13 protein-coding genes are annotated in these 13402 nt (G+C 57.7%); 8 read left to right on the top strand and 5 right to left on the bottom strand.

Annotated features, from left to right (window positions below):
- Nucleotides 1-3 precede the first annotated feature (3 nt).
- Nucleotides 4-2706, bottom strand: a complete 2703-nt coding sequence (gene mgtA / locus ACTJKZ_RS00135; RefSeq protein WP_440829068.1) for a magnesium-translocating P-type ATPase — start codon at nt 2704-2706, stop codon at nt 4-6.
- A 658-nt stretch (nt 2707-3364) separates the two neighbouring features.
- On the opposite strand from mgtA, the gene ACTJKZ_RS00130 reads away from it, so the two are divergent.
- The 6 genes from ACTJKZ_RS00130 to speG all read left to right on the top strand — a co-directional run bounded on the left by ACTJKZ_RS00130 (nt 3365) and on the right by speG (nt 9075).
- A complete protein-coding gene (locus tag ACTJKZ_RS00130) occupies nt 3365-4933 on the top strand; it encodes an ABC transporter substrate-binding protein (RefSeq protein WP_161735782.1) in 1569 nt (522 codons plus the stop codon).
- Nucleotides 4933-5985, top strand: coding sequence for an ABC transporter permease (locus ACTJKZ_RS00125; protein ID WP_033733570.1), 1053 nt, complete (start codon nt 4933-4935; stop codon nt 5983-5985). Before ACTJKZ_RS00130 ends, ACTJKZ_RS00125 begins: the two co-directional genes overlap by 1 nt.
- Entirely contained in the window at nt 5982-6839 is an 858-nt protein-coding gene (locus ACTJKZ_RS00120; protein WP_033733571.1) for an ABC transporter permease, read from the top strand. The genes ACTJKZ_RS00125 and ACTJKZ_RS00120 overlap by 4 nt, the downstream gene beginning before the upstream one ends.
- Nucleotides 6829-7659, top strand: a complete 831-nt coding sequence (locus tag ACTJKZ_RS00115) for an ABC transporter ATP-binding protein (RefSeq protein WP_253419697.1) — start codon at nt 6829-6831, stop codon at nt 7657-7659. Before ACTJKZ_RS00120 ends, ACTJKZ_RS00115 begins: the two co-directional genes overlap by 11 nt.
- Entirely contained in the window at nt 7652-8329 is a 678-nt protein-coding gene (locus tag ACTJKZ_RS00110; RefSeq protein ID WP_222925108.1) for an ABC transporter ATP-binding protein, read from the top strand. The genes ACTJKZ_RS00115 and ACTJKZ_RS00110 overlap by 8 nt, the downstream gene beginning before the upstream one ends.
- Nucleotides 8330-8529: 200 nt before the next feature.
- Complete coding sequence (speG, locus tag ACTJKZ_RS00105) at nt 8530-9075, top strand: spermidine N1-acetyltransferase (protein ID WP_003850356.1); 546 nt, start codon at nt 8530-8532, stop codon at nt 9073-9075.
- Here the strand turns inward: speG and ACTJKZ_RS00100 are convergent, their stop codons facing one another.
- The 4 genes from ACTJKZ_RS00100 to ACTJKZ_RS00085 all read right to left on the bottom strand — a co-directional run bounded on the left by ACTJKZ_RS00100 (nt 9076) and on the right by ACTJKZ_RS00085 (nt 12387).
- On the bottom strand, nt 9076-9495 hold the full coding sequence (locus ACTJKZ_RS00100) for a hypothetical protein (protein ID WP_010257757.1): 420 nt from the start codon (nt 9493-9495) through the stop codon (nt 9076-9078).
- Between the two features lie 85 nt (nt 9496-9580).
- On the bottom strand, nt 9581-10516 hold the full coding sequence (mmuM, locus tag ACTJKZ_RS00095; RefSeq protein ID WP_222925107.1) for a homocysteine S-methyltransferase: 936 nt from the start codon (nt 10514-10516) through the stop codon (nt 9581-9583).
- On the bottom strand, nt 10506-11915 hold the full coding sequence (mmuP, locus tag ACTJKZ_RS00090; protein WP_440829067.1) for an S-methylmethionine permease: 1410 nt from the start codon (nt 11913-11915) through the stop codon (nt 10506-10508). Before mmuP ends, mmuM begins: the two co-directional genes overlap by 11 nt.
- Nucleotides 11916-12051: 136 nt before the next feature.
- Nucleotides 12052-12387 carry a DUF2002 family protein gene (locus ACTJKZ_RS00085; protein ID WP_003850360.1) on the bottom strand — a complete coding sequence of 112 codons (336 nt, stop codon included), beginning with the start codon at nt 12385-12387 and terminating at the stop codon, nt 12052-12054.
- 153 nt (nt 12388-12540) lie between these two features.
- Here ACTJKZ_RS00085 and ACTJKZ_RS00080 point away from each other — a divergent pair, with 153 nt between their 5' ends.
- Together ACTJKZ_RS00080 and nrdH are read left to right on the top strand one after the other, a co-directional pair.
- Nucleotides 12541-12858, top strand: a complete 318-nt coding sequence (locus ACTJKZ_RS00080) for a DUF883 family protein (protein WP_033733577.1) — start codon at nt 12541-12543, stop codon at nt 12856-12858.
- 297 nt (nt 12859-13155) lie between these two features.
- Entirely contained in the window at nt 13156-13398 is a 243-nt protein-coding gene (gene nrdH / locus ACTJKZ_RS00075) for a glutaredoxin-like protein NrdH (RefSeq protein ID WP_010257769.1), read from the top strand.
- Nucleotides 13399-13402: the final 4 nt, after the last annotated feature.

Below are 13402 nucleotides of genomic sequence, written 5' to 3'. Positions count from 1 at the left end.
TCCCTAGAACCACTGACCAAACCGACGGATATAGAAACGCTTCATGCCCTGCGCCACCAGGCAGTAGCTGAACAGCGTCAGCACCAGCCACGGGAAATATTGCCATGGCAGTGGCACCAGTCCGACCATCGCACCCAGCGGTGAAAACGGAATCAGGATGCCCAGCGCCATCACCGCCAGCGTGGTCAGCATCACCGGTAAGGTGGCGCGACTCTGGATAAACGGAATCTTCCGGGTACGCAGCATATGCACCACCAGCGTCTGTGACAGTAACCCCTCGATAAACCAGCCGGACTGGAACAGCGACTGCACGCCTGCATGGTTAGCGCCGAAAACGAACCACATCAGCGCAAAGGTGGTGACGTCAAAAATTGATGACGTCGGGCCCATCCACAGCATGAAGCGCTTGATGTTGCCGGCATCCCATTTACGCGGCTTATTCAGAAACTCACGGTCAACCTTGTCCCACGGCAGCGCCAGCTGAGAAACGTCATACATCAGGTTCTGAATCAGCAGATGAATCGACAGCATCGGCAGAAACGGAATAAAGGCACTGGCCACCAGCAGCGAGAAAACGTTGCCGAAGTTGGAGCTGGCGGTCATGTTGAGATACTTGATGATGTTGCCAAAGGTCTCGCGTCCTTTGAGTACACCCTCATTCAGCACCTGTAAATCCTTCTCCAGCAGGATGATGTCCGATGAGGCTTTCGCCACATCCGCCGCGCTGTCCACGGAAATCCCGGTATCAGCCGCCCGCAGCGCAGGCGCGTCATTAATGCCATCGCCCAGGAACCCGACGGTGTGACCGTTCTGCTGCATCAGCCGCACCAGACGGGATTTCTGCAGCGGCGTCAGCTGAGCAAAGAGGGTGCAGCGTTCAGCTTCCTGCGCCAGCTCATCATCGTTCATCGCCTCAATCTGATCGCCGGTCAGCATCGCCGGATCGGTCAGCCCGACATCGGCACAGACCCGCAGCGTCACCAGCGGATTGTCACCGGTCAGCACTTTCACCGTCACACCGCTGTCACGCAGGGCTTTAATCGCCTTACCCGCGCTGGCTTTAGGTGGATCGCGGAAAGTCAGCATTCCCTGGATAATCAGATCGCGCTCATCACTGTCGCTGAGCGGCGCGTGTAGCTCACCATCACGGGTTGCCACCAGCAGCACGCGATAACCCTGCTGATGATAGTGTTCAGTCTGCGCCAGCAGCGCCGCACGCTGTGCCGCATCCAGTGCGACCACCGTGTCGCCCTGCCGCACAGCAATGCTCACTGCCAGCATCTCTTCCACTGCGCCTTTGCAGATCAGTTGTGAACGATGCTGAGTCAGATCTTCCACCAGCACCGACACCCGACGGCGGGTAAAATCAAACGGAAGCTCATCGATCAGCTGGAACTGGCTGCGCTGAGACTGTGAAATGACCTTGTCGCCGGCGCAGAGTAAGGCGCGATCCATCAGGTTTTTCGCGCCACTCTGGCTGCCGCTGTTGAGCCAGGCCAGCAGCAGCACCTGTGCATCTTCGTTGCCCCGCGCATCCAGATGATGCGCCAGCAGGATGGTGTCCTGGGTCAGCGTGCCGGTTTTATCGGTGCAGAGCACATCCATCGCGCCGAGGTTCTGAATGGCGTTGAGCTTTTTAACGATCACTTTGCGACGTGACATCGCAATCGCGCCCTTAGCCAGGTTAGCGCTGACAATCATCGGCAGCATTTCCGGGGTCAACCCGACCGCGACCGCCAAAGCAAACAGCGTGGCATCCATCCAGTCCCCTTTGGTGAAGCCGTTAATCAGCAGCACCACCGGGACCATCACCAGCATAAAGCGGATCAGCAGCTTGCTGACGCTGTTCACCCCGCGGTCAAACGCGGTCTGCGGACGGCTTCCGGTCAGCGATGAAGCCAGTGAACCAAACCAGGTTTCGCCACCGGTCGCGACGACGACTGCGCTGGCTGTGCCACTGGCCACGCTGGTGCCCATCAGGCAGATATTCGGTGATGCCAGCCGCTCCTGGGCGGTCTGACCTTCGGCATCGATACCCGCATCGCAGCTCTGTTTCTCAACCGGCAGCGACTCGCCGGTCAGTACTGCTTCACTGATAAACAGATTACGTGAACTCAGCAGACGGACATCGGCAGGCACCTGATCGCCAGTGCTGAGCAGAATGATATCGCCTGGCACCAGTTCACTCATATCCACATCCTGGCGCTGCGCGGTTTCGCTGCCCGGCTCACGGCGCAGCACGGTGACCTGGCTGCGCACCAGTGACTTCAGAGCCTGCGCCGCACGGTTGGTGCGAAACTCCTGCCAGAAACGCAGCAGCCCGCTCAGCATCACCATGGTGAAGATGATGATGACGCCGGAGAGATCGGTCTCCTGACCGGCGCGCAGCGGCAGAATATAGTCGGTAAACAGGCTCACCAGCGCCAGGACCAGTAATACGTAGATAAACGGGTTATTAAATGCCATCAGCAGCTGAATCAGCGCAGGTGGCGCTTTCTCATGCGCCACTTCATTACGGCCATACAAAGCCAGTCGTTTCGCCGCTTCATCCTGACTCAGCCCCTGACGCTGGCTGCGCAGGTTCGCCAGCGTCATATCAATGTGCTGGTCTGCCTGCTGCGCCACAGCAAACATTTTTTTACTTTTTTTATCATTACGGTTGCCGGATGAAGTGATCGCAACCTGTTCCAGTTTCATGTCGCTCATTTCGACACCTCCCTGATTTAAAGCAATAGTTGTCCTGCACGAAAAATAACGTGCATGGATAAAACCTGGCGTGGCCGGGTTATTTAATGGAGTGACTTTCAGAAACAGTCAGGTTATTCCGCCTGCGTGAAAAATAATGACGCGCGCAGGGTTACCTGACGCCGTTTATACGCGGCGTTTTAAAAGTCTGATATCAGCGATTGGGCGCAGCCTGGGCTACGCCAGACGGGGCGGAGGAAAAAGAGCCAATATAAACAGCAGCATAACGCGCACTCCTGGTGATAACAGGATTAAAAATAAGGAGCGCGATCGTTAATTAAAGCGGGGATCGCTGCTCGCCGGTTGGCAAGCAGCAGAGGAAATTCAGCTTGCCAGAATAAAGGGTAATCTCGGGTGACTGTCCAACTGAATTCTCCTGAAGTTATCTGCCGCCATTATAAAGAGAGGCCGGCTTCGGTAAAGCAATAACGTATTGAATAACGGTTTCGTTGAGGATTTGTTTCTGCTCAGGTTGCCGCTTCGGTAACAGCGTGGCGATCTTCTTATAACCTCCCGATAGCCTTTATAACCTTTTGGCATATGATTAGCCCATATTCGACTATTCTTCGCATCGGCCCTTTCGTAAACTCGCGTAACTTTTCAGAGGCAAGGAAATTTCATGAAAACTATAATTCCATCACTGCTGGCGCTGACGCTGGCTGCCGCCTTCACAGCCCAGGCCGCAACACCAAAAGATACGCTGGTCATTGCTCAATCTACCGACGACGCCGACAGCTTCGACCCGGCCAAAGGGTTTGAACTGACCAGCGTTCAGGCCTTTACGAACATCTATCAGCGTCTGGTACAGTCTGACCCGCAGAATCCGGTGGACCTGAAACCGACACTGGCGACCTCATGGCAGCCCGGCAGCGACAACCGCAGCCTGACCTTTGAACTGCGCAAAGATGCGAAATTCTCCACCGGTAACCCGCTGCGCCCGGAAGATGTGATCTTCTCGCTGGGCCGCGTGGTGAAACTGAACCTCGATCCCTCTTTCATCCTGACGCAGCTCGGCTGGACCAAAGATAACGTTGATGGCTTCCTGAAGAAGATCGACGACAATCATGTGCAGATCAGCTGGACCGCCAACGTCAGCCCGACCTACGTGCTGAGCCTGCTCTCTGCACCGGTTTCTTCGATCGTCGATGAAAAAACCGCGATGGCAAACGCGAAGAACGGCGATTTTGGTAACGCCTGGCTGGCAACCCACTCAGCGGGCAGCGGTCCGTACCAGATCCGTAAAGTGGTGATGCATCAGGTGGTGCTGCTCAGCGCCAACCCGACCTCACCGGCGGGCGCGCCAAAAATGAAGAACATCCTGATAAAAAACGTCCCGGAACCGGCTGCGCGTCGTCTGCTGCTGGAACAGGGTGATGCCGATATCGCCCGTAACCTGGGTGCCGATCAGATTGCTGCCCTGAACGGCAAACCTGGCGTGAAGACGGAAGCGATTCCAATGGCGTCACTCTACTACATCCAGTTCAACATCGGCGCGAATGAGACGATGAAGAACCCGGCCTTCTGGGAAGCAGCACGCTACCTGTGGGACTACAAAGGTATTGCTAATGAGTTGCTGAAAGGTCAGTTCGACGTACATCAGAGCTTCCTGCCTAAGGGCTTCCTGGGCGCAATCAACGACACGCCATACAGCTACGATCCGGAAAAAGCCAAAGCGATTCTGAAGAAAGCGGGCCTGAACAACGTCACCTTCAAGCTCTCCACCAGCAACCAGCCGCCTTATCTGGATATCGCGCAGGCGCTGCAGGGCAGCTTCGCCAAAGCGGGCGTGAAAGTGGAAGTGGTGCCGGGCCTGAGTTCCGAAGTCTCTACCAACGTGAAAGCGCATAAATATGAAGCGACGCTGAACGCCTGGGGTTCCGACTACTTCGATCCGAACACCAATGCCGCCTCGTTTGCATATAACCCGGAAGATGGCAGCAAAACCATCGCTTACCGTTCAGACTGGCATATTCCTGAGCTGAACAAGCAGGTGATTGCGGCCACGGCGGAGAGCGATCCGAAGAAGCGCATCGCGCTGTATGAAGCGATGCAGCGTGACGTGATGAAGAGCTCTCCTTACGTGATTGGCATGCAGGCGAAGAACCTGATTGCCCTGCGCGACAACCTGAAAGGCTATGTGCAGGGCATCAACCCTGACATGGTGTATTACTCGCAGGTCACTAAGTAATGGCACAGTCTGTTCCTTCAGCCGGGTTCGCCCGGCTTTTTTGGCAGCGTGGCGGACGGCTGATCGGTAGCGTGTTGTCGCTGCTGGTCACGCTGCTTGGCCTGCTCGCCTTCACCTTTATGCTGTCGCATCTCTCGCCGATTGATCCCGTGCAGCAGATCGCTGGCGATCATGCCAGTGAAGCAACCTATCAACAGGTGCGTCACGACCTGGGTCTCGACCAACCGGTGCTGATGCAGTTCTGGCGCTACATCGAACATCTGGCGCACGGCGATCTCGGTGTCTCCCGTCTGACCAATCAGTCGGTGAGCGGCGACCTGATGACCACCTTCCCCGCCACCATTGAGCTGGCGACCTGCGCGATGATCTTCGCAGTGGTGTTCGGCGTCACGCTGGCGCTGCTGGCCGCCTGGAAACCAGGCAGCTGGATTGATAATCTCGCCCGCTTTATCTCGCTGCTGGGCTACTCGGTGCCGGTGTTCTGGCTCGGCCTGCTGGGTCTGCTGCTCTTTTATGCGGTGCTGCACTGGTCCGCCGGACCGGGACGGCTGGATGATATCTGGGTCTATACCCTGGAGCCGAAGACCGGCTTTGTCCTGATCGACAGCTGGCTGTCGGGTGAACCGGAAATGTTCCGCAATGCGATTGCGCACCTCTGGCTGCCGGTGGTAATCCTCGGCCTGCTGGCGATGGCGGGCATTACCCGCCTGCTGCGTGCTGCGCTGCTGGAAGAAAGCAGCAAAGAGTATGTGGTGCTGGCGCGTGCTAAAGGCGCGGGTCGGGTGCGCATCCTGCTGCGCCATATCTTCCCTAACGTGCTGGGCACGCTGGTTACGGTAATCGCCCTCTCCTACGCCACGCTGCTGGAAGGTTCGGTGCTGACCGAAACTGTCTTTGCCTGGCCGGGTGTGGGTCGCTACATGACCAATGCGCTGTTCTCCGGCGATGTGCCGGCGATTCTGGGCTCCACCCTGTTGATCGGTAGCTGCTTTATTCTGATTAACGCCCTGGCGGATGTTTTAACCTGGTTAACCGATCCGAGAACCCGATGACGCAACAACTCTCTGAACTCGAAACGCTGCGACCACGCCGTCGCCGTCAACGCGTGACCTCGTTAACCGTTGGGCTGACGCTGGTGGCGATTCTTATCCTGATGGCGCTGCTGGCACCGCTGATTGCGCCGTTCGACCCAAATATGCAGACCATGTCGAGCCGCCTGCTGGCACCGTCGGCGCAGCACTGGTTTGGTACCGACGGCTTTGGCCGCGATCTGCTGTCGCGCGTGATTTACGGCGCACGTCCTACGCTGCTGCTGGTGTCGCTGATTCTGGTGCTGACCATTCCGGCAGGGCTGCTGATCGGCATCACCGCTGGTTACGTCGGCGGCTGGACCGAACGCCTGCTGATGCGCATTACCGATATCTTCCTGTCGCTGCCGAACCTGGTGATCGCGCTGGCGCTGGTGGCGATTCTCGGCCCAGGGCTGATGAACGGTGCGCTGGCACTGGCGCTGACCAGCTGGCCGCCGTTTGCCCGTCAGGCGCGTGCCGAGACTCTGGCGCTGCGTCGCAGCGACTACCTTGCTGCCGCGCGGATGCAGGGCATTACGGGCTTTCGCCTGATGTTTGGTCATATCCTGCCGCTCTGTATGCCGACGGCGGTCGTCCGCGCCGCGCTGAGCCTGGGCGGGATTATCCTGGCTGCTGCCGGTCTTGGTTTCCTCGGCATGGGCGTTCAGCCGCCGACGGCGGAATGGGGTTCAATGGTCGCCGAAGGCAGTAAAGTGATCTTCGATCAGTGGTGGGTTGCCGCCGCCCCAGGCGCGGCCATTCTGTTTGCCAGCCTGGCCTTTAACCTGACAGGCGATGGCCTGCGCGACCGACTGGATACCCGTCATGCAAAATAATCTGCTCCATGCCGAAGGGCTGACCATTCGCAGCGATGATGCGCTGCTGGTCGATAACATCAGCTTTTCCGTGGGTCGCGAGCGCGTGGCGCTGGTGGGTGAGTCCGGTTCCGGCAAATCACTGACCGCCCGCAGCCTGATGGGCTTACTCTCGCCCGCGCTGCATCTGCAGGCCAGCCAGCTTCAGGTCGCCGGTGAGAATGCGCTGAGGCTGAGTGAGCGTCACTGGAATCAGCTGCGCGGTAACCGCGTGGCGATGGTGATGCAGGACCCGAAGTATGCCCTTAACCCGACGCGCACCATTGGCTGGCAGGTGGAAGAGCCGCTGATCCTGCATCGCCGCCTGAGCCGTGCCGAGCGCAAAGAGAAAGTGTGTGAAATGCTGGATGCGGTCGGCCTGCCCGATCCGCGTCGTCTGATGCAGCAGTATCCGCATCAGCTCTCTGGCGGCATGGGTCAGCGGGTGATGCTGGCGATCGCCCTGATTACCGATCCCGATTTCCTGATCGCCGATGAACCGACTTCTGCGCTGGATCATGCCATGCGCGATCAGGTGCTGGCGCTGATCCGCGGTCTGGTGGAAGCGCGCAACATGGGTCTGCTCCTGATTAGCCATGATCTGCAGCAGGTTTCAGAACATTGCGAGCGGGTCATGGTGATGTACAAAGGCCGATTGCTGGATACGCTGCCCGCCGCCGACCTGTCGCGCGCCACCCATCCCTATACCCGCACGCTGTGGGCCTGCCGTCCGGGCAAAGCGACTCACGGACAGGCTTTACCGGTGCTGGATCGCGCTGCGCTGGAGGCAAATTATGATTAAGCTGCAGAATCTAAGCGTCGCCCACAAACAGGGTTATGACCTGCGCACCGTGGTGCACGAGGTCAACCTGGCGGTTAATGCTGGTGAGTGTTTTGGTCTGGTGGGGCCTTCGGGCTGCGGTAAGTCGTCGCTGCTGTGGGTGCTGGCAGGTCTGAATCCACACTGGCAGGGCCAGATGCAACTTGCCGGTCACGCGGTTCAGCCGGGCAAAGTCTTTACCGGCGCGCTGCGTCAGGAAGTGCAGATGGTGTTTCAGGATCCCTATGCCTCGCTGCATCCACGTCACCGGCTGCGTCGCACCCTGGCGGAGCCGCTCAAGCTACTGAAACGCGACAATATCAACGATCGTATCGATCAGGGCTTTCGTCACGTCGGACTCGATCCCGCGCTGGCGGATCGCTATCCGCATCAGCTCTCCGGCGGTCAGCGTCAGCGCGTCGCCATCGTGCGCGCCCTGCTGCTGCAGCCGAAGATCCTGCTGCTGGATGAGCCGACGTCGGCGCTGGATATGTCAGTGCAGGCGGAGATCCTTAATCTGCTCAACGATCTGAAACAGCAGGATGGCCTGACCATGGTGCTGGTGAGCCACGATCCCGATGTGATCGATCATATGTGCGATCGCGCCGTGCACATGTCGCAGGGTCGCATCATCGAACAGATCTCTGCCTGAAATCAGGCCGGACGGCGTTAATCTGCCGTCCGGCGCTATTGCTTTCTCCCGCCTGTCTTAACACGCCCCTATGCCCGCCGTTACCTCTCTTCTCCCACGCCATAACGCCTAAAGCCAGAACAGGTATGCGACTGCGCAAATCGCAGCACAAGGCTGATGCGGTATACTCGCGGCAGTTTCTTTAAAAAAGGAGTCAGGTAATGACGGTAAAACTGCGTCCGCTGGAGCGGGAAGATCTGCACTTTGTCCATCAGCTGGATAACAACGCCAGCGTGATGCGCTACTGGTTCGAGGAGCCTTATGAGGCGTTTGTGGAGTTGTCCGATCTCTACAACAAACACATTCACGATCAGACCGAACGCCGCTTTGTAGTGGAACACAGCGGGCAGAAAGCGGGATTGGTGGAACTGGTCGAAATTAACCATGTGCACCGCCGCGCTGAGTTTCAGATCATCATCGATCCGGCCCATCAGGGCAAAGGGCTGGCCACACAGGCGGCAAAGCTGGCGATGGATTACGGCTTCTCGGTGCTGAATCTTTATAAGCTCTACCTGATTGTCGATCAGGAAAACGAAAAAGCGATCCACATCTACACCAAGCTCGGCTTTGAGATCGAAGGCGTGCTTAAGCATGAGTTTTTCATTAACGGGGAGTACCGCAACACCATCCGCATGTGCATTTTCCAGCATCAGTATCTGGAACGCCATAAAACGCCAGGCGGAATGGTGAAGCCGACCGCGCAGTAATCAGCCGCGCGCGCCAACCGGGTTCATAAAGGGACGCGGATGTTCCGGCTTGAGGTCGTACATGCCACCATAGAAGGGATCGACCAGCAGCCAGCCGGGGAAGCCACCCAGCGGGATATTGCCCAGCAGATACCACAGGTTAGCGCGTGCCTCGATCGGCACCGTGACCGGCACGTAGCCCGGGCTTTCCAGCATCAGCAGGTAGTGCTTTTTGCCGAAGTAGCGGCCGGTAGATTTTTCCAGTTCAACGGTCTGCGGCGTGAAACCCTGCGCCACCGCATAACCACGCTCATCCTGCACGGTAAAGCGCGCGCCCTGCGGCAGAGAGTCGATGCGCACCAGCTGGGTTTCATTGCCGACAATAGTGGCACAGCCGCTAAGCAGCAGCGCGGCGGCCAGGGCCAGAATTCGCTGTTTCATGAAGGGGTCCACAGAGTGATCAGTGATCAGAGTGTAGACCGCCCTCTCCACCTCAATCGGGCTATCATCGCCCGATTCAGCCAGCTTATTGCGGTTGACAAGCGCGGGCGATAGCCGCGATGTCGTTGGGTGAGGTGCGACAGCAGCCGCCAATCAGCTTCGCGCCCGCCTGCTGCCACTCTGCCAGTTTGTCATGCAGCGTGCAGCCTGATGGCGCTGAATGCCAGGTTTTGCTGCTGGCATCATACTGCTCGCCGGAGTTGGGATAGACCACCAGCGGTTTGTCGGTCAGCCTCTGCAGCTGGTGCAGCGCAGGCGTCACGCTCTCAAGTGCCACACAGTTAACCCCCAGCGCTACCACCTGTGGCTGCTGATTCAGCCAGCTCACCACCTCTGACAGCGGCGTACCGTCGCTGATGTGCCCGGCGTCACGCAGGGTAAACGTGAACCAGGCGCGGCTTTCAGGAAATTCAGACAGCAGCTTCACCAGCGCCTGCGCTTCAGCAAAGGACGGCAGGGTTTCACAGGCCAGCAGATCGGCACCCGCCGCCAGCAGCGCCTGCACGCGCGGGCGGTGAAACGCCATCATCTCCGCTTCCGGCAACGCGTAATCGCCGCGATATTCCGAACCATCCGCCAGGAATGCACCATACGGCCCCACCGATCCCGCCACCAGCAGCGTTTTTGCGTCGGGCCGGACCGCCAGATAATCCTGACGGGCGCGCCGCGCCAGCTCGACGCTCTGGGCGATCAACGCCAGTGACTGCGCCTCATCAAGGCCACGTGTGGCAAAGCCCTGCGGCGTCGCCTGATAGCTGGCAGTGATGGCACAGCGCGCCCCGGCAACAAAATAGTCGTAGTGCACCTGGTAGATCAGCTCAGGATTTTCCATCAGCACTTTCGCTGACCAGAGCGCATCGGCCAGATGACAGCCGCGGGCTTCCAGTTCGGTGGCCAGCGCGCCATCCAGAATCAGTAACGGCGACTCTGTTAAAGCCTGCGCGACAGGGTTATGCGACATCTTTGGCCTCCTCAGGCTTCGGGGATGATTTGTGGGTCAGATGGTAAGCGGCATAGCAGAACAGCACAAACGGGATGCCACACCACAGCGCGATGCGCTGGGTCGGATCAAACGCCAGCCCGACACAGGCCAGCAGGCAGAGCAGAAAGCCCAGGATCGGCGTCAGCGGATAGAGCGGCGCGCGGTAGCCCAGATCGGCCAGCGATTTGCCCTGCTGAAGATGACGCCGACGGAAAACAAAATGCGAGGCGCAGATGCTAAGCCAGACCGCGACGACCGCGAAACCAGAGATAGCCGACAGCGCCACAAATACCGTGTCTGGCGCGACTACACTGGAGACCAGCGCCAGTAAGCCACCGATCATGCTGACGGTGATGGCCAGCAGGGGCACGCCGCGCTTGTTGACGCTGGCAAAGGCGCGCGGCAGCGTGCTTTCGTTGGCCAGCGACCAGAGCATCCGCCCGGAGGCATAGAGGCCCGAGTTGGCCGCTGACAGGATAGCGGTCAGAATGACAAAGTTGATAATGTCAGCCGCATAAGGGATGCCGATCTTTTCAAACACCAGCACAAACGGACTTTTGACAATCCCCGCCTGATCCATCGGAATCAGCGCCGCCAGCACAAATACCGTGCCGATAAAGAAAATAATCAGTCGGGCCACCGTCGTGCGGATCGCCAGCGGCAGCACTTTCTCCGGCTGCTGAGTTTCACCGGCCGCAATCCCGATCAGCTCGGTGCCGGAAAAGGCGAAGTTTACTGCCACCATGGTCATCAGAATCGGCAGTACACCGTTGGGCAGCCAGCCGTGCGCGGTGAGATTGCTCAGGCCCGGCGCTGGGGTGCCATCTTTCATCGGGATAAAGCCAAACATCGCCGCGCCGCCCAGCACGATAAAGGCGACGATCGTGACAACTTTTATCAGCGAGAACCAGAACTCTCCTTCTGCGAAGAAGCGGGTGGAGATGACGTTGAGCAGATAGATGGCGCAGCAGAAGACCAGGCACCAAATCCAGACCGGGATCTGCGGGAACCAGTACTGCATACAGAAGCCCGCCGCCGTCAGGCTGGAGCCGAGGGCGACGGTCCAGGTGAGCCAGTAGAGCCAGGCCACGGTGTAGCCGGTTGCCGGGCTGAGATAGCGTGCGGCATAGACGTGGAACGCGCCGGTTTCCGGCATCGCCACGGAAAGTTCGCCCAGACACACCATCACCAGCCAGACCACCAGCGCGCCAATCAGATAGGCGAGCAGCGTACCCGCTGCCCCGGTGGTTGAAATGATATAGCCAGTGTTAAAAAAGAGGCCGGTGCCGATCACGCCGCCCAGCGATAACATCACCAGATGGCGCACTTTCATGGTGCGTTTGAATTGTTCCTGCGAGGGAGTTGGCTGTTCGCTCATCACTTTTATCCGTATGGACGTCTAAACATCTATAAGGGACAAATTTATACGCGTCACAGCGGGTAATTGCAACGGCAGGGTAAACAGGGAGGACGGACAGGCGGTTCAGTGCCCCGTCGCGGCGGGGCCTGATGCGTTAGCCGAAAACGCTTTGAATATAGCGTTCCAGCGCCATGCGGGAACTGAATCCGTGCGGGATGCCGTAATGTTCCTGTGAATCACCCGCCAGATAGAGAGGGAATTGGGTGTAGTGATCGCAGGTCTTCATTTCTGAAGCAGGTTCAGCGAACGGCTGGCTCTTCTCTTTCAGCGTCGGGTGAATCACTAAAGCCATGCGCCCCATGCGCGCCTCGCGATTCACATAAACGTAGTTCTCACCACGGCGATAGCCATAGGCCCGTGGAGTAATTTCATCGACTTCGAAACCCGCTTTTTCCAGTACGCGCGCTACCTCATCTGGTCGTAAATACATGCTCGATCCTCTCCTCTTTCAAAAGCTTCGCAACCTTACATCAGCATGACAGAGTGGGCATTCGGAATTTTCCCTAAAGAACACTCCCGCGTCTCGTTTATCAAAAGGTCGTCTACACTAGTATTACGTTTTTAAATCAAAGGGAGCTAAAAAATGTTTAATCGCACTGTAAAAAACGATGACATTGATATCAATCAGGATGTGAATGAGCTGGCCGATTCACTCGAAGCGCTGTTGAAATCTTATGGCAGTGACGCCAAAGACGAAGTGGATTCAGCCCGCAGTCAGGCAGAAAAACTGCTCAAGCAGACCCGCTCTAAACTGAACGGCGGCAGCAACCGTGTATCCCAGGTTGCGCGTGATGCCGGTGCGCAGGTTGATACCTACGTGCATGACAAACCATGGCACGGTGTGGGTGTCGGTGCTGCGTTCGGTATCGTAGTCGGTATACTGCTGGCTTCTCGCCGCTAAGTATAAAAAATCCCCTGAGCCCTGCCCTGTGCGGGGCTTTTTTTTGCCCTTTTTCTGGCCGACGACATTTACAAAAGATTTTTTCAGGCTGCAGGGCGCATTACTGCTGGCTTTGCCTCTGTTGCGCAAATGCAAATCATAAAACCCTATATATGGTGGGCTTGACCACCAAAACCACTACATCTAGTATTTATCTCATCAGTACGACACCCGATGTCCGACCGAATGAAGCCCGCAACAGGCTGCATCGACTTTATTTCCGGTCATCAGAACCGCATACAGAGGGAAATACGAATCATGCGCATTATTATTTACACTAAAGACAATTGTGTCCAGTGCACGGCGACCAAAAATGCGATGGACCGTCAGGGTCTCGCTTATCAGCTGATCAATCTCGACAGCCAGCCGGAGGCGATCGACAACCTGAAATCACTGGGTTATCGCCAGGTTCCGGTGGTGATGGCAGATAACGATCACTGGAGCGGTTTCCGTCCGGACAAGATCGCCACTCTGCGCACGCTTTCTGCCGTCGGGGGCTAATCGT

It is taken from the genome of Pantoea sp. 22096 (assembly GCF_052045955.1).
GTDB classification, from domain to species: Bacteria; Pseudomonadota; Gammaproteobacteria; order Enterobacterales; family Enterobacteriaceae; genus Pantoea; species Pantoea alfalfae.
Note: the sequence above shows the minus strand (reverse complement) of the source record. Positions and strands in the feature narration are given on the sequence as shown.